The sequence below is a fragment of the Aquimarina litoralis genome, assembly GCF_039523995.1.
Taxonomy (GTDB): Bacteria; Bacteroidota; Bacteroidia; order Flavobacteriales; family Flavobacteriaceae; genus Aquimarina; species Aquimarina litoralis.
Map to the genome: position 1 here is coordinate 688,548 of NZ_BAAAGE010000003.1, position 16,707 is coordinate 705,254.

A 16,707-nucleotide genomic window follows, 5' to 3' on the forward strand; every position below is an offset into this window, starting at 1 on the left:
AATTATTGGCAATCTTTCATAGATTCGTAATAACTTCTATATTCTTCGTAGGTAACTTTTTTTCTTCCTTTTTCTAGAGTAATTGTATTTTGGTTCGAAAAGTCAGAGTAGGGTAATACTTTTTTCGGAAATCCATCAATTACTATTTCAAAATAGCTGTTGTCCGAAATTTTACTGGTATTTATTTCTATAGAGAACTTTCCGTCGTAATCAGTAAACGCGTAGGCGCAAGAAGAGTCTGATATTTGTAGTTTTACCACTGCAATAGGTACAATAGATCCATCGGGTTTCTGCACTGTTCCTTCAATTTTTTGAAGTCCTCCAGAAACAGTAGGAGTATCTGGAACTTGAGACAGAACTTGTGATTGTTCTTTTGTTCTTGTGTTAGCTGCAAGATCTTCAATTGTCCAATTGTCCAATTTTTTACCTTTTTTGTATTCTCCTTTTACGATCACACCAGAAGCATCCTGTCTCCAATAATCCCCATGTTTTTTTCCGTTTTTGTAGTTAATTTTCTCCTTGGACCCTCCTTTCGTGACATTCCATAAACCTTCTTTTAAGCCTTTTTCGTAATAACCCTCTTCTGTAAAAGTAAAACCATTATCAGAATTATAATAATATCCATTTCTTACATTATCCTCATAATTCTCTATGGTAGACAGATCTAAAGTTCCTTTCTTTCTAAATATTAAAAAGTGAACCCATTCTCCATGTTTCTTTCCTTTTTGATATTCGATTTTATGGATACCTATTAGTTTTTTGTCTTTAAATTCTCTTACGTAATATTTACCATGAAGTTCATTTTCCTCTTCAGGGTTTAATAAGTCATTATATTCTTTTTTTGTTAACTCTATATATCCACCTTCTACAGGTGTTTGAGCATAAATACCAAGATGAAATATTACGGATAAAATTAGTAAGGTTAGAAGTTTTTTCATGATTAGTGCGTTCAATTATGTGATTTTCCCGTGATCACTAAAGTTAATTTTTTTTTACTGTTATTTCAAATAAACCCTACACATAAAATAGGATTCTTCTACTTAGAGATCAAAAACAATACCAATTTGTTACCTATTGTATACGAAAAAGCCTATCATATTAGATAGGCTTTTAAAACAATTATGTAATTTTCCAATTTGTTTGCTTTCCCTTATTTCTATATCAGATAAGAAAAGTTATCTTCTTATAGCATAACCACAAGAGGAAGGCAATTCTTTTATAAAATTCATCATAATCTTAAAACTAAATCTAAAGTGCGTGTGTAAAAATCTCATAGTCCTTTCTTTTATTATTAAACGCTCGATAATTTAGATACCCTACCTTTTCTTAAATTAAATATCTATATAAATGACATAATAGAGTTATGAATTTTGTTTAAGTTATGACTATTAGGTTTAATATGAGAGACTTGTTTAAAAGGGTTTTAAGTTTTTTTTTGATGAGTACAGATTTTTTTTAAGAGTTGTAACAATTAAAAGAGAATTTCATCAAAGAGAAAATAAATGCTAGAAGAAGCTGTTACATCTTAAACAGTGTTAATTGAGAATGTAAATTAAGCGACCATCCATATGATCAGCAACTTTTCCATAAGCAATTAAAGATGCTCCCAAGGTCCAGCGTTTGGATTTTCCAATACTGTACCAAAAGGAGTATCGCTGATATAGCCAGTTGCCTTGTATATTTTTTGGACGTGTCAAGTAAAAACCAAAAGACTGTAAAAAGTAAAAGTTGCCAATAGAAAATTGATGTCCTGCGGTAATAGCCGAAGAAAAAGCAGAATCATTAATTCCTCTTTGTTTGGCAATTTCTTGATCAGAAAAGTCATACCAAAGCTCTACTCCAGCATTGAGTCCGTTAATGCCTGATAAAGGTTTTAGAATTCCGCCAGTTAATCCGATTAAAAGATGATTAGAAGCCTCAGCATCTCTATCGGAAGATCTAAGACTTGCAAACGAACCTATATAGTAATCTAAGGAGGTTTCATAAGATCGCAATGATTCGGGTTTTCTTTTTAAAGGAGTGTCATTAATAATTCTATCAATTCCTATAGAAAAGGTGGGGAAATTCATTCCTTTATTAGGTTGTTTTTGTCCTCCATTAGAAATATGATTATAATTAGCTGATAGGTTGATCGCATATTTATTATTAATATGATAATTAAGGTTAAGTGATAAAGCAAGAAAAAAACTCAAGTTTGTACTAAATAGTACATTGTCAGGATTTGTTTCTTCATCAAAAATGGTATCAAGATAGGTAGCTCCAACCGACCCTCTTAACGAAAAACGTAAAGGTCCTTTATAGGTGAAATAGGGTTCTACAAAATAAATAAGGTTGTAAGAACTGCCAAGAATATCCGGATTGTTATAATTAAAATAAGCAAAAGAAAAACCAGATCTGCCATAACAAAAGCAAGTTTTCCATGCTTTGTCACTAGTCTTTAACCAACTATATTCTAATTGAATTCCATATGGGTTGGTTTGTGAAATTGGTTTTAATTCAGGAGAATGAGCAATGATAAAACCATAATGGGACTTTAAGCCATAAAAAGTAGGATTAATTTGTGCATTCATAAAACCATAAATACATAAAATAACTATGGTTGTTATTATCTTTTTCATTGTGAGTCAACTAGCTATTAAATTTACTGAAAATTACACGGTATTAAAATCGAATTCTTAAATTTATTGAAATGTTCATATACCTATAGAACCATATTAATCTAGGAAAATCTTGAAACCAATACATACTATCGAAGATGTTATCATCAATTTAGATGATATTATAGCAATATCAAAGACAAAAAATGACCCTTTAGGGTATTTTGCAGCATTGTATAGAAGAGTTACTATTAGAGTGAAAGAAGGAATTGAAGCTGGTTTTTTTGATGATGGAGCGAGAATGGAATTATTAGATGTAGTCTTTGCCAAAAGATATATTGATGCTTATTTCTCTTATCTGAGGTTAGAGGAGGTAACCGATTCCTGGAAAATAGCTTTTGAGGTATCCCAAGATTATTGGCCTATTGTAATACAACACTTGCTAGTCGGTATTAATGCGCATATAAATTTGGATTTGGGTATCGCTGCTGCCGAAATTTCTAAGGGAAAAAATATTAATGATCTTAAAGGGGATTTTGATAAAATAAACGAGATCCTATCATCGTTAGTTATAGAAGTTGAAAAAGACCTATCAGAAATATGGCCAACGTTTAGAAAAATACTTAAGCTTTTTGGCAATGTAGATAATTTTCTAATTGATTTTAGTATGGAGTTGGCTAGAGACGGTGCATGGGAATTTGCTAAGGAATTAGCAATGACTTCTGAAGAAACTTTCGATCAAAGAATTATCGACAGAGACCAAAAAATAAAAGAGAAAGCATTTATTATTACCAATCCAGGTTGGACTGTTCGAGTGATTTTGGGTATCATGAGAATTGCTGAAAGCGGATCAGTTGCAGATAAAATTCAAAAGTTGATAGCTTGATATTACGAAAATTTTCGTTAGAATCTGTGTGATTTATCTTTCAAAATAATAATACAAAATGCTAATTATCATTTTATACAAGTATAAAAATTCAAATCATAAAATTATTTCCCTCAAATCATCTTAAAAGCTTCTTAAGTTTTAATTTTTCATTACCATTTTAGCCAAATAATCAACGAAAACGTTTGCGTTTTAAATTTTACTGTGATCCCTTGTGGAATCTAATATGAAGCGAATGTAGTACTTTTTTATATTAGCAAAAAACAAACGATTTATTTGATGATTTAATATTGTTTAATTTGTTTTGTTAAGGTATTCGTAATTATGTTTCTAATTTAGTTGCATTCTTTTTAACTAAATATCATATTATGAGAACACAAATCAACTTTCTAAACTTTTTGCTCTTACTATTATTTGCGTTTGGTTGTGAGACTGAAGATGAGTTAATCGAAGAAGGTGTAAATACCACAGATGCTACAGAGAATGCAATTGAAGGAAAAGCTGGACCTTGGGTAAGACAGTTTACTGATAACTTCAATAGTAATGGAAATTTAAATAAGTGGCAAAGAACACATAATCGAACGGATTATAATTCTAGTATCTGTCACTACAGGAATTGGAATTCCGAAATTGCAAGCCTAGATGGTAGAAGTTGTCTTTGTCTACAAGCCTATCGAGTAAATAGTAATCGTTATGAGTCTGGACATGTAAAGTCTTATTTCGATTTTCATCCAGGAAATAATCAAGAATATCGATTACGAGCTAGTATTAAGCTCATTGCTAGAGAAGGTAATAATTATAAAGGGTTTGCCGATACTTATGGTGTATGGCCTGCATTTTGGACAGTGAATGAAACCAATTGGCCTACACGTGGAGAAATTGATATTATGGAAGGGTATTCCTTCGGTAATCGTGCAGATTTTGGTAGTAATTTGTTTTATGGTAGCAATGTTGGTCAGAACCAACTTGGAACCAATGCCACAAGAGAATACAGTGTCAGTGAAGGGTGGCATACTTACGAACAACGTTGGATTAATAGGAACGGAAACATTACTGTTAAAATCTATGTAGACGGAAGTCTTAAAGCAAACTATACCAATAGTGTGGATAATGATCTTAGATTACAGAATTTTAGAGATCACAATATTATCCTTAATCTTAATATCGGATCAGATGCAAGATTTGGAATTTTTAATAATTCTCAAATTAATGTTTTCTGGAATACCTACATGTTCGTGGATTATGTAAGATTGGATAGAAGAACAATTTAGCAGTTGTAAAGACTATATATTTTGATGCTTACATGAGCTGTTTCAGATGTATTTTGAGGCAGCTTTTATGTATTTGTCCTTGAGATAGTAGGTTTTGATGTAAGAAAAGCCTAAAAAAGATATACTATTAAATTTTGGATACTTCCACTAATGTTAGATTTGTACACAATTACATTTTTTCTTACTCTCTATTCTAACTGGCTCCATATCCAAAAGAGAGTTTTATATATACCATTTTTAGGCTTTTCGCTATATTTTGATTTTGGCTAATTCAAAAAATATAACTCTTACTATATGTATCAAAAGTAGTGACTAATAAAATCTGCAAAAAGAGGAAAAAAGCTAATTTTAAAGGGGTATCTTACCCTTTTTTAAAATTCAATTTGTTTCAGGACTATCTATAGAACCCAATATACAAGAGTTTTTTTATGAGTGGATTGTAAATGGAAAGAGAATACGGGTTTTAAAATATTTCCTATACATTAGGCAGGTAATTTTTTACAAAAAAAGCATGTAGCAGAATAGATTCATTGATGAAGTAATTAGTTAATTTTACAAAGCATACAAACAAATAAATATTTACTAATTATTATGTCTAAGTATCAAGTAATCATTGACGAGTTATATAGAAATCAACAGGTTTTTGAAGCACTTTTTAAAAAGGTTTCTAAGGAAGCATATCTGTGGAAAGATAGACCAAATCGCTGGTGTTTATTAGAAATTGTATGCCATTTATATGATGAAGAACGAGAGGACTTCAGAGCGAGGACTCAACATATATTAGAAACTCCAGAAAATGAATTTATTCCAATTGATCCAGAAGGATGGGTGCAACAAAGAGATTATATTAATAAAGAATATGATGCTGTATTAGGTGATTTTTTACGGGAACGAAGTATTTCCATTAATTGGCTAAGTACTTTACAAAATCCAAAGTGGGATAATATAACAATTCATCCTGAGTTCGGGGAGATGACAGCTTATCAATTTTTAACAAATTGGCTAGCACATGATTATTTACATCTTAGGCAGATTACAAATCTAAAGCTAGACTACCTTAAGGTAAATACAGAAGAAAATTTTGCCTATGCTGAAGGGATTTAATCTTTTTAAAAAGATTTTGAAAAATAAACCCCAACACCATCACCTGTAAATTGCGGTACCAGAGCCAAATCATCTGTTTTCTTAAAAGGATTCCAAGAAAACAAATGTTCATAATGATATACTAATCTAGTGGTTAAAATTCCTATACCCGCACCGACTAATACATCAGATAAATAGTGTTTATTATTCATCATTCGTAAACTACCTGTAGTAACAGCAAAAAGGTACCCACTATAAGCTAATAATGGACTAGAATCTATGAATTCCTCGTATAAAACCGCAGCAGATACAAAAGCCATTGAGGTATGTCCTGATGGAAATGAGTTTAATTGCGAAGGATCTCCAGGTCTTGCCTTGTCAACTTCCTTTTTTAGAATGGTGGTAGCAGCACTCGTAACTAAGGTAGAAATTAATAAATTTTTTGTTTGATCAAACCAATGATTTCTAGCCTCTACACCAAAAATATCTGCAGCATACATCTGAACTATGGGAGCATACCTGGTATAATCATCTATATTCAAATAAAAGTCATCTCCGGTATATCCTCTGATGTCCCTTTGCAATGATTCTTCAAAATCACTTGTCGTTAATAAAAGTCCTGAAGCAATTAAGGTAAAAGGGATGATCCTTTTAGTAAATAAATTTCTTTTTGGTTTATTCTGTTCTACTTGATCGTTAGTAATAGTAAGATCAGCAAGGTCTGCTGTAGGTAATTCCGTAAACTGTGCTTGTGCCGTATGGATACATAGGCATATCAATAGTAGGTATATACTAATTTTCATAGGCTTTTTTTGGGGGTTAGGTAGCTTTGGGGAAAGCTTTTCTAAATATACTATTTAAATATTAAAATAATGTTAAATAACGACTCTTATACAAACGTTTTTTTTCGAAATTATTGTTTTCACGAAGTGTTAAAATATTTAAATCCAGTGTTTAAGCTGGTTTTGCAGATTTTTAGAGGTATTTAGGTAAATCATTTAGATTGATAAAAAACAACCATGATGCTCAAAGAAATATTTTACATTATCAGTTTTATAGGATTCCTTTAAAAAAGGCTTATATTTGCACGCAATTAAATCTTAATTGCTATGACAGCACACGAATCCAAAATCGTTGGCGAAGGACTTACGTATGACGATGTACTTTTAGTCCCTGCCTTTTCGGAAATACTGCCCCGAGAAGTAAATATTCAAACAAAGTTTACTAGAAATATTACGATCAATATTCCAATAGTTTCTGCTGCTATGGATACAGTAACTGAAAGCCGAATGGCCATTGCCATGGCTCAAGAAGGCGGAATTGGAGTGCTTCATAAGAATATGACTATTCAGGAGCAAGCCATGAAAGTTCGTAAGGTGAAAAGAGCAGAAAGTGGAATGATTATTGATCCTGTTACTTTGCCTTTGGATGCTAAAGTTATCGACGCTAAAAATAACATGCGCGAGCATAGTATTGGCGGTATTCCTATTGTAGATGCTGATAATAAGTTATTAGGAATCGTGACCAACAGGGATTTACGTTTTGAAAAAAATGATGAAAGACCTATTTCTGAGGTAATGACCAGTAAAAACTTGGTTACGGTAGGAGAAGGAACTTCTCTTCAGGAAGCTGAGGTGATCTTACAGGACAATAAGATAGAAAAATTACCTGTAGTTAATGATGATAATACTTTAGTAGGATTAATCACTTTTAGAGATATTACTAAGCTAACATTAAAGCCTATTGCAAATAAAGATGGTTTTGGACGTCTTAGAGTTGCAGCAGCCATCGGAGTAACAGGAGATGCTGTAGAACGTGCGGAAGCATTGGTTAAAGCAGGGGTAGATGCTGTAGTAATTGACACTGCTCATGGTCATACTAAAGGTGTGGTGTCTGTTTTGAAAGATGTAAAAAAGAATTTTCCTGATTTAGATGTAATTGTTGGTAATATAGCTACTGGCGAGGCAGCAAAATATTTAGTAGAGGCTGGTGCCGATGCGGTAAAGGTAGGGATTGGACCAGGATCAATTTGTACTACTCGAGTTGTAGCAGGTGTTGGATTTCCACAATTTTCTGCTGTGTTGGAAGTGGCTGCAGCTATAAAAGGATCTGGAGTTCCAGTTATTGCAGATGGTGGAATTAGATATACTGGTGATATTCCAAAAGCAATTGCCGCAGGAGCAGATACAGTAATGTTAGGTTCTTTGTTAGCAGGTACTAAAGAATCTCCTGGAGAAACTATCATCTACGAAGGAAGAAAATTCAAATCGTATCGTGGAATGGGGTCTGTAGAGGCAATGAAAAAAGGATCAAAAGATCGGTACTTCCAAGATGTTGAAGATGATATCAAAAAATTGGTTCCAGAAGGAATTGTTGGAAGAGTTGCATATAAAGGGGAACTTTTCGAAAGTATTCACCAGTTTGTAGGAGGACTACGCGCTGGTATGGGATATTGCGGATCTAAAGATATCGAAACGCTGCAGAATACAGGACGTTTTGTGAAAATTACAGCAAGTGGAATTCATGAGAGTCATCCACATGATGTAACGATTACCAAAGAAGCTCCGAATTATAGTAGGTAAACTCTTTAGAAAAAGATCATATAAAAAAAGGCTTCGATCATTCGAAGCCTTTTTTTATAATTGCCAATGGACTATTGTACCGGTATCCCTAATTTAGTCATTACTGTTTTTGTAAGATCAAATTTTGGATCTACATAGGCTAATCCACTACTAGTAATTGTTAATACCTGAGTATATCCTTCAGCCTTAGCCACTTCTTCTAAAGCTTTACCTATTTTAGAATATAAAGGTTGTAATAATTTATTTTGTTCTAATTGAACTAGTTGTGCTCCATTTTGACGGAATTTAGCAATGTCATTTTCTAAAGCAATAATTTCTTCTTGCTTTGTTTTCTTCATTGGTTCAGTCATTGTGGCAACACCTTCCTGATATGCTTTTACTTTTGCCTGATAATCATCCGCTTTTACCTTAAGATCTGCTTCTAGTTTTGCATTATATGCCTTCAAATCTTCCTGCACTTTAGTAAGTTCTGGCATTTTAGAAAGAATAAAATCACTATCAATAGTACCTACTTTTGATTGAGCGAATGCCTGAACACTAATAAATAATAAAAGGACTGGAAATAATATGTTTTTCATTGTGATATTTTTAATTCTTGTTTTTTAAAGTTTTGCAAATATATAAGGTCTAGGGCAATATACGTGCCAAGACAAATATTTTTTAAAAATCTACTCTTGATAAAGCTGTCCACGATGAGGTTTTAGAGCATCTCTAACGGGTTTCATTTCGGAATCAGTAACAACCATGAAAGCGATACTATGAAATTCGTTAATCTCCTGAAAACCTGTGATATTAAGAGATAGTTTCTCAATAGAAATATATTCTTTTAAATGTATAACGTGGTGCTCTGCAGTTTTTTGAGCACTAGGACCTCTAAAATCCCATATAAGTTTTAATTTTCTTTCCAAAAGATAAAAGTTATTGTTTGCTGGTAGATAATTCAGTTACATTTTGTTGCGAAGATACTACATGAATATGAAAATAATTACACTAGAATAAATGAAGTTTCCGGACAGATAGTCCTTAAGTTTTAGATAAAGAAGAAATCAGTTTGGATGTGTATATTTTGATCGTTATTTTAGTATTACAGTTGAAAACTACTATAGATATCAGGAATTATTAATTTTTTAGATTGTTTTCATACGATATAGGCATCATATACGTTACAACAAATAGCTTGTAAAACACGTTAATATTGTTATTTTTGTCCGATTGGGGACTTTATTTTTAAGAACTATGCACAAAAAATCTATCATACTTTTTTTCGGAGTAATTTTTAGTACCATACTATACGGCCAGGAGAAAGATCAAGTACTTCTAACTATTAATAAATCACCAGTTTACAGATCAGAATTTAAAAGAGTATATCTTAAGAATATCGATTTAGTAAAAGATGAATCCCAAAAAGATATTGATGAATACCTAGAATTATTTATAAATTATAAGCTAAAACTAGAAGAAGCAAGATCTCAAGGGCTTGATAAAAAAGAGTCTTACGTCAAAGAATTAGCAGGGTATAAAAAGCAACTCTCGGCAAGTTATTTAACGGATACTAAGGCATCTGATGCGTTAGTAAAAGAAGCGTACGATCGTTTACGGCAAAGAGTTAATGCAAGTCATATTCTGGTCCAGGTGAAACCAGACGCACTTCCAAATGATACCTTGGTAGCTTATGAAAAAATAATTGAAGCAAGAAATAAGATTATAAATGGTGAAGATTTTAAGAAAGTAGCGGTTGCCTATAGTCAAGATCCTTCGGTTAAAAAAAATGGAGGCGATTTAGGATGGTTTTCTGCATTCCGAATGGTTTATCCTTTTGAAGATGCTGCTTTTACAACAGAAGTTGGAAAGGTATCGAAACCTTTTAGAACTCGTTTTGGTTACCATATTGTAAAAGTTAATAATAAAGAAAAATCACTGGGAGAAGTAACGGTAGCTCATATTATGGTTTCGTTTAATAAAGACAAAACCGAAGAGCAGGCGGAAAAAAGAATTAAGGAAATACAGATGCAGCTACAAGATAAAGCTTCTTTTGAATCTTTAGCAAAACAATATAGTGATGATCGTAATACTGCTATAAACGGGGGCAAGATCAATAGATTTGGGCAAGGAGCTCTAAATTCAGAGAGTTTCGAAAAGGTTGCTTTTGGTTTAAAAGAAAAAGGAGAGTTATCAGAACCTGTAAAAACAAAATATGGTTGGCATATTGTTAAGTTAATAGAGAAACATCCACCTAAGACATTCGAAGAGCTAAAAGGAGAACTTACCCAAAGAGTGAAAAAAGACAGCAGATCTAAGCTAATAACAGAATCATTTATCAATACTCTTAAAGAAAAATATGGTTTAGAGAAAAATGAGAAAGCATTAAGCTATTTTAAAAAAATAATTCCATCTACAAGTTTTAAGGAAAAATGGAATTTCTCGGAAGATGATTCTAATCTGAAAAAGAACTTGTTTAAAATTGGAGATCAAAATTTTACCTATCTGGATTTTGCAAGATTTATCCAAAATAAAGGTACCCGTAAGTCGAATACAAAAGAAGTGGCTGTTTTAGTAGACAGAATATATGAAGATTATGAATCTGCTATGTTGCTTCAATACTATGAAGAGAATTTAGAGCAAGATAATCAGGATTTTGCTAATGTGATTTCTGAATATAGAGATGGATTGTTGTTATTTGATTTAATGGAAACTAAAATATGGAATGCTGCTAAAACCGATTCTATTGGCTTACAGAAGTATTATGATTCGAGAAAAAACAACTATATCCAGAATGAGAGTTACAAAATAATGAAAGCTTCTTCCACCAATAAAGAACTCATTACCAAAGTAGAAAAGCTCTTGAAAAAAGGAAAAGATGTTAACACTATAAAAAAAGAGGTAAATACATCAGCGACCAATAAGGTATTATTTACAGAACAAATAGTAGAAAAAGAAATAGATGATTTAGCAAGCAAATTTTCGGGAAAATCTGGAGAGGTAGTAAGCGCAACAGAAGATAATTACATTACCCTAATTAAGGTTTTGGAAGTAATACCATCAAGAACCAAGACTTTCGAAGAAACAAAAGGAAAGGTAATTAATGATTTTCAGGAAGATTTAGAAAAGCAGTGGTTAAATGAACTAAGAGGAAAATATTCAGTAGAGCTAAATGAGAAAACTCTTAAGAAAATTAAAAAAGAACTGTCAATCTAAATGCGATATTCTTCGATCATCATAATGCTTGTTACCTTTATGTCTTGTGGTAAAATGGATCACGCGACAAATAGAGAAGTGGTGGCCCGAGTAAACGAAACATACCTTTATAAAGACGATATAAAAGATCTTGTTCCCAAGGAGACTTTAAAAGAAGATAGCATCAATATCATAAATAATTATATCAATATTTGGGCTACAAGACAGTTATTTATTGATCAGTCGAAAAGAAATTTAACAGAGAGTGAATTGCAAGAATTTGATAACCTTGTAGAGGACTATAAGAGTACGTTATATATAAACGCATATAAAGATGCGGTCATTAATAAATCTATTAATATGGAGGTTACAGATGACGATATGACCTCTTATTATTCAGAAAATATAGAAAATTTTGTACTTAATGAAGAGTTAGTAAAATTACGTTACTTACATTTGCCTCCAGATTATAATAATATTGTTGCAACGCAAACACGTTTTAATCGTTTTAATGATGAAGATCGAGATGAATTGCTAGATAAAAAGCTAGAGTTTGTAACATCTTCATTCAATGATTCTATATGGGTTCAGTTTGATCAGGTGTTAAATAAAATACCAATTCTTAAAAACCAGGATAGGAATAAGATTTTAAAAAACGGTAAATATGTGCAGTTACGGGATTCGTTGGGAGTATATATGATTAAAATGAAAGAAGTGCTTACCAAAAAAGAAACAGCACCTTTGGAATATATAAGACCAACGATACGACAGATTATTCTCAACAAAAGAAAGAGGGAGTTGATAAAAAAATTAGAAAAGGATATTACGAAAGATGCTATTAAAAACAAACAATTTGAAATCTATAATTAAAAATAGTATTTGTCTATCAATACTATTGATGGCAAATGCAAGTATAAAGATTTATTCGCAGGAGATTATTGAAGATGAGAAAAAAGAAGAAATAGCTCAAGAAGATACTACCGATAAGTCTTTTCAGAAAATTAAGATCGATGGAGTAGCCGCTGTTATTGGTGAGTATGTAATACTGGAGAGCGATATTACCATTGCATATCAACAATTATTAAGTGAAGGAGTATCTGCGGCAGATGTAAGTCGTTGTGAATTAGCAGGAAGTTTGTTCGAAAATAAATTGTACGCACATCATGCAGTACAAGACAGTGTTTTAGTAACCGATGCGGAGATAAATTCCATGGTTGATCAGCAGATAAATTATATGACAACTCAATTGGGTACACTGGATAAGGTGCTGAAGTTTTATAAAAAGGATAGTGAAGCAGATTTTAGAAAAGAACTTTTTGAAGTTAACAAAGGAAATCGTTTGGCTGAACAAATGAGATCTAAAATTATAGAAAGTATAGAAATTACTCCGGAAGAAGTAAGAGAATTTTTTGATGAAATCCCAGATGAAGAAAGACCCTTATTTGGTACAGAATTGGAGCTAGCCCAGATCGTAATAGAACCACAAATTCCAGATGAAGAAGAACAGAAGGTAATCGATAGATTAAAACAATTTAGAACAGATATTTTAGAAAACGGAAGTAGTTTCGCTACAAAAGCGGTATTATATTCCCAAGATCCTGGATCTAAATCTAAAGGAGGAAAATATACCTTAAATAGACAAACTCCTTTCGCAAAAGAATTTAAGGATGTAGCATTTAGTTTACAGGAAGGCGAAGTGAGTGAACCTTTTAAAACTGATTTTGGTTGGCATATCATACAATTGGATAAGATAAGAGGAGAAGAGATAGATGTTAGGCATATTCTATTAATTCCGGATGTAACCAGAGAAAGTGTAGAAGTAGCGCAAAAATTAGTAGACTCTGTTAGAACAGCGGTAGTATCTGGATCAATTGGCTTTAAAGAAGCTGCTAGAAAATTCAGTGATGAAAAAGAAACGAAAGAAGATGGTGGACAATTATTAAATCCAACAACGGGAGATACTCGTTTTGAACTTACCAAAATTGATCCTATATTGTACGATCAAGTATCAAAACTAAAAACCAATGAGGTTTCATTGGTGATTCCTGATCAAGATCGTCAAGGGCGTAAAAAATTTAAATTAATAACGGTTTTAAATCGTTATGACGAACATATTGCAGATTATGCTAAAGATTATCTTAAGATTCAAGAATTAGCACTTAGAAAAAAGCAAATTGAGGCCATACGAGAATGGCAGGATGAAAAAATTAATGATACCTACATAAAAATTAATGGCGATTACAGAGACTGTGAGTTTAGCGGTAACTGGTTAAAAAAAGAAAAATAATATGTCTGACGTTGCAGCAGTAGAAAAACTGGTAAGCAAACATACCGAACTCAAAAAAGAAATTGCAAAAGTTATTATTGGCCAAGAAGAAGTAATCGATCAGATTCTTATTTCCATATTTTCTGGAGGTCATGCCCTTTTAATAGGAGTGCCAGGACTGGCAAAAACTTTGATGGTTAATACTATCTCAAAAGCTCTAGGATTAGATTTTAAAAGAATTCAATTTACTCCAGACTTAATGCCAAGTGATATCTTAGGAAGTGAAATTTTGGATGAGTCTAGACATTTTAAATTTATCAAAGGCCCAGTTTTTTCTAATATTATACTTGCTGACGAGATCAATAGAACACCACCAAAAACGCAAGCAGCTCTTTTAGAGGCAATGCAGGAAAGAGCGGTAACAGTCGCAGGGCATCATTATAAATTAGATTTACCATATTTTGTGTTAGCTACACAGAATCCAATCGAGCAAGAGGGGACTTATCCACTTCCGGAAGCTCAATTGGATAGATTTATGTTCGCAATAGAATTAAAATATCCAAGTTTTCAGGAAGAAGTAGAGGTTGTTAAAAGTACAACAGGTGATACTAAGGTGACTATCAATCCTTTATTTACTTCTCAAGAGATTATAGATTTCCAACAGTTAATCAGACGTATACCTGTAGCTGACAATGTAGTAGAGTATGCTGTGAAAATGGTTTCAAAAACAAGACCAAAAGAAGATACAGCAACTGATTTAGTAAAAAGTTATATTGATTGGGGAGCAGGACCAAGAGCTTCTCAGAATCTTATATTAGCTGCAAAAGCTAATGCCGCGGTTAGAGGAAAATTTTCTCCAGATATAGAAGATGTACAAGCGGTAGCTATGGGGATATTGCGCCATCGTATGATTAAGAATTACAAAGCAGAAGCCGAGGGAGTAAGTATTGAAGATATTATAAGAAGTTTGTTTTAGATTCTTAACTAAAAATTGCTCGGCCAATGAATAAAATAGCTCTGCTATTAACGTAATTTCCGATTGGTGTCAATGCTCAACAATATTGCAAATTGTGTGAGGATGTTCTCTCCAAAAGTACCACATATAAAAAATTAGAGAGGCAGGTCTACATGGTTAATTGCAGGACCCACTATTGAAAAGAGGGCAGTGTACATCGTTAAAACTTTTCAGAACTTTTCCAATAGAATTGATAGTGTTTTAGGGGATAACCTCTTAATAGATGAATTGAAACAAAATTTTAAAACTCCTCTAAGTACCACTGAAAAAAAGTATCATTTTAAGTTGAAAGAAATTAGTGGGCGTTTTCTGCCAAAATATATTATTCAAGATAGTGTAGTAAATTATGATAGGGTGGTGAAAGGTTTTTTAACTTGGAAATATGGTAATTCTTGGAGAAAAAATGAATTTGATTTTAAGTTTTAGCTATTGACTTCAATCTAATTTTATAAAGATATCATTAGAATATATTAAAAAGCCCGTTAAGCAGGTAACGGGCTTTTTGCTATTATGAACAATTGAATCTTACGGGAATGGATACTTGGGGAAAAACCATTTCCTAATTTTTTCAATTTGAAGGTGCGAAAATAAAAGGTATAGGGGAATATTCCCTTTTTTTAACTTTTTTTTAATTCATTTTAAGTCTTTGTATAGAAACATGCTCGTGTTTTGCTAAAAAGTAAAGAGAAAATAAAGATATATCTTCTTTTTAGAAAGCATAGACTTTTACTATACATAAAGAATTTACTTACAAATTGAATTTTTATCATCTTTTTTAAACCTTTTCTCCTATGGATAGTCTAAGTAGTGAACGTTCGAAATAATTTAGTTTAATAAAAAAAATAGATAGATGAAGAATATTGTAACCTGCATGATTTTGTTTTTGGGAGTTTTTGTAGCCAAAGCACAATCAGAAGAAGTAACAGATAGAAGAGAAGGTCATAGACAACATAGAGAATTGAGAAAAGAATTCCATGAAAGTTTATCAGAGGATCAGAAGATGCAATTAGAACAGCAGAAAGAAATGCATATAGGACATAGAAAAGCTATGAGAGCAACCTATAACGAAGAGCAAATAGCAATTGTAGAGAATGAAGATCTTTCTAGAAAAGGAAAACATAAAGCTTTGAAACCTACTTTAACGGACAAGCAAAAGGCTTTAGAAGAGTCTCAGAAGAAAGAAATGAAAGAAGCCAAAAGTAAGTTTGAGGCAACATTAAATAAAGAGCAGTTGGAGACTTATAAGAAAATGAAAAGGAAGAGAGGAAAAAGAGGAAGAAAAGGAGGTCATGGGAAGGAACGTAAAAATGATGATCAATAATTTATAAAGTGCAAGAATAAAAAAGTGAAGTTGGTATAACTTCACTTTTTTTGTGTTTTTAGGATAAAATTGATGGTTTTAGGAGTAATAATTTATCAACTTACTATAACGTTTTCGTAATTCTAAGAAATGAGACGTAAAATATTAGATGTTTTTTTAGTTGATTGCTATTTTAACCCCACTATAATTAATGATTTATATGAATAGACGCTATATTTTTTTTAATAATGTAAAAAAATATCATAGGAGCTTTTCATTTCATAAAAATCCTTTAAAATTTGTATTTTCGTCGGACTTGTCATTTCATAAATTTTAACAATTTAAGATTTAGTTTCACGAGTACGAAAAGTATAATGAAAAATCTGCAGTAAAGGGTTTTCTTTATAAAATAGTAGCATTCGTTTTTAATGAATCGATATAATTTTTGTGTTTAGCTTTTATAGTTAAAAAGAGGTGATAAAGTAAACATAAAATGTAAGGATTGTATCTATTTCTCTAAGGAGCATACAGTT

At 32.0% G+C, this 16,707-nt stretch carries 14 protein-coding genes; 9 read left to right on the plus strand and 5 right to left on the minus strand.

Features of this window, described 5'->3' with window-relative positions; translation table 11 throughout:
* Positions 1-2 precede the first annotated feature (2 nt).
* On the minus strand, positions 3-938 hold the full coding sequence (locus ABD077_RS17335; RefSeq protein ID WP_343913509.1) for a toxin-antitoxin system YwqK family antitoxin: 936 nt from the start codon (positions 936-938) through the stop codon (positions 3-5).
* Positions 939-1,535: 597 nt separating this feature from the next.
* Positions 1,536-2,618, minus strand: coding sequence for an acyloxyacyl hydrolase (locus ABD077_RS17340; RefSeq protein WP_343913510.1), 1,083 nt, complete (start codon positions 2,616-2,618; stop codon positions 1,536-1,538).
* A gap of 112 nt (positions 2,619-2,730) precedes the next feature.
* Between ABD077_RS17340 and ABD077_RS17345 the strand changes: the two genes are divergently transcribed.
* From ABD077_RS17345 to ABD077_RS17355, 3 genes are all read left to right on the plus strand, one after another.
* A complete protein-coding gene (locus tag ABD077_RS17345; protein WP_343913511.1) occupies positions 2,731-3,483 on the plus strand; it encodes a DUF5995 family protein in 753 nt (250 codons plus the stop codon).
* A gap of 368 nt (positions 3,484-3,851) precedes the next feature.
* Entirely contained in the window at positions 3,852-4,754 is a 903-nt protein-coding gene (locus ABD077_RS17350; RefSeq protein WP_343913512.1) for a glycoside hydrolase family 16 protein, read from the plus strand.
* A 591-nt stretch (positions 4,755-5,345) separates the two neighbouring features.
* Complete coding sequence (locus tag ABD077_RS17355) at positions 5,346-5,858, plus strand: DinB family protein (RefSeq protein WP_343913513.1); 513 nt, start codon at positions 5,346-5,348, stop codon at positions 5,856-5,858.
* Between the two features lie 5 nt (positions 5,859-5,863).
* Here ABD077_RS17355 and ABD077_RS17360 read toward each other — a convergent pair whose 3' ends face one another.
* Complete coding sequence (locus tag ABD077_RS17360; protein WP_343913514.1) at positions 5,864-6,640, minus strand: phosphatase PAP2 family protein; 777 nt, start codon at positions 6,638-6,640, stop codon at positions 5,864-5,866.
* Positions 6,641-6,946: 306 nt separating this feature from the next.
* Between ABD077_RS17360 and guaB the strand changes: the two genes are divergently transcribed.
* Positions 6,947-8,419: an IMP dehydrogenase gene (gene guaB / locus ABD077_RS17365; protein WP_299899004.1), complete on the plus strand. Its 1,473-nt coding sequence runs from the start codon at positions 6,947-6,949 to the stop codon at positions 8,417-8,419.
* Positions 8,420-8,490: 71 nt separating this feature from the next.
* Here the strand turns inward: guaB and ABD077_RS17370 are convergent, their stop codons facing one another.
* Together ABD077_RS17370 and ABD077_RS17375 are read right to left on the minus strand one after the other, a co-directional pair.
* On the minus strand, positions 8,491-8,997 hold the full coding sequence (locus ABD077_RS17370) for an OmpH/Skp family outer membrane protein (RefSeq protein ID WP_343913515.1): 507 nt from the start codon (positions 8,995-8,997) through the stop codon (positions 8,491-8,493).
* A 90-nt stretch (positions 8,998-9,087) separates the two neighbouring features.
* On the minus strand, positions 9,088-9,327 hold the full coding sequence (locus ABD077_RS17375; protein WP_343913516.1) for a hypothetical protein: 240 nt from the start codon (positions 9,325-9,327) through the stop codon (positions 9,088-9,090).
* 328 nt (positions 9,328-9,655) lie between these two features.
* Between ABD077_RS17375 and ABD077_RS17380 the strand changes: the two genes are divergently transcribed.
* From ABD077_RS17380 to ABD077_RS17400, 5 genes are all read left to right on the plus strand, one after another.
* Entirely contained in the window at positions 9,656-11,614 is a 1,959-nt protein-coding gene (locus ABD077_RS17380) for a peptidylprolyl isomerase (RefSeq protein WP_343913517.1), read from the plus strand.
* Positions 11,615-12,463 (plus strand): peptidyl-prolyl cis-trans isomerase, encoded by an 849-nt coding sequence (locus ABD077_RS17385; protein WP_343913518.1) that lies wholly within the window; start codon positions 11,615-11,617, stop codon positions 12,461-12,463.
* Entirely contained in the window at positions 12,426-13,880 is a 1,455-nt protein-coding gene (locus ABD077_RS17390; protein WP_425545877.1) for a peptidylprolyl isomerase, read from the plus strand. The genes ABD077_RS17385 and ABD077_RS17390 overlap by 38 nt, the downstream gene beginning before the upstream one ends.
* Position 13,881: 1 nt before the next feature.
* Positions 13,882-14,835 carry an AAA family ATPase gene (locus tag ABD077_RS17395; protein WP_343913520.1) on the plus strand — a complete coding sequence of 318 codons (954 nt, stop codon included), beginning with the start codon at positions 13,882-13,884 and terminating at the stop codon, positions 14,833-14,835.
* Positions 14,836-15,724: 889 nt separating this feature from the next.
* Complete coding sequence (locus ABD077_RS17400; RefSeq protein WP_343913521.1) at positions 15,725-16,195, plus strand: hypothetical protein; 471 nt, start codon at positions 15,725-15,727, stop codon at positions 16,193-16,195.
* Positions 16,196-16,707 lie beyond the last annotated feature (512 nt).

What these genes read in the sequence shown, in the direction of transcription:
- ABD077_RS17335 (WP_343913509.1), bottom strand. Translation starts at nt 938, where the DNA reads ATGAAAAAACTTCTAACCTTACTAATTTTATCCGTAATATTTCATCTT.
- ABD077_RS17340 (WP_343913510.1), bottom strand. Translation starts at nt 2,618, where the DNA reads ATGAAAAAGATAATAACAACCATAGTTATTTTATGTATTTATGGTTTT.
- ABD077_RS17350 (WP_343913512.1), top strand. Translation starts at nt 3,852, where the DNA reads ATGAGAACACAAATCAACTTTCTAAACTTTTTGCTCTTACTATTATTT.
- ABD077_RS17355 (WP_343913513.1), top strand. Translation starts at nt 5,346, where the DNA reads ATGTCTAAGTATCAAGTAATCATTGACGAGTTATATAGAAATCAACAG.
- ABD077_RS17360 (WP_343913514.1), bottom strand. Translation starts at nt 6,640, where the DNA reads ATGAAAATTAGTATATACCTACTATTGATATGCCTATGTATCCATACG.
- guaB (WP_299899004.1), top strand. Translation starts at nt 6,947, where the DNA reads ATGACAGCACACGAATCCAAAATCGTTGGCGAAGGACTTACGTATGAC.
- ABD077_RS17370 (WP_343913515.1), bottom strand. Translation starts at nt 8,997, where the DNA reads ATGAAAAACATATTATTTCCAGTCCTTTTATTATTTATTAGTGTTCAG.
- ABD077_RS17380 (WP_343913517.1), top strand. Translation starts at nt 9,656, where the DNA reads ATGCACAAAAAATCTATCATACTTTTTTTCGGAGTAATTTTTAGTACC.
- ABD077_RS17385 (WP_343913518.1), top strand. Translation starts at nt 11,615, where the DNA reads ATGCGATATTCTTCGATCATCATAATGCTTGTTACCTTTATGTCTTGT.
- ABD077_RS17390 (WP_425545877.1), top strand. Translation starts at nt 12,426, where the DNA reads ATGCTATTAAAAACAAACAATTTGAAATCTATAATTAAAAATAGTATT.
- ABD077_RS17395 (WP_343913520.1), top strand. Translation starts at nt 13,882, where the DNA reads ATGTCTGACGTTGCAGCAGTAGAAAAACTGGTAAGCAAACATACCGAA.
- ABD077_RS17400 (WP_343913521.1), top strand. Translation starts at nt 15,725, where the DNA reads ATGAAGAATATTGTAACCTGCATGATTTTGTTTTTGGGAGTTTTTGTA.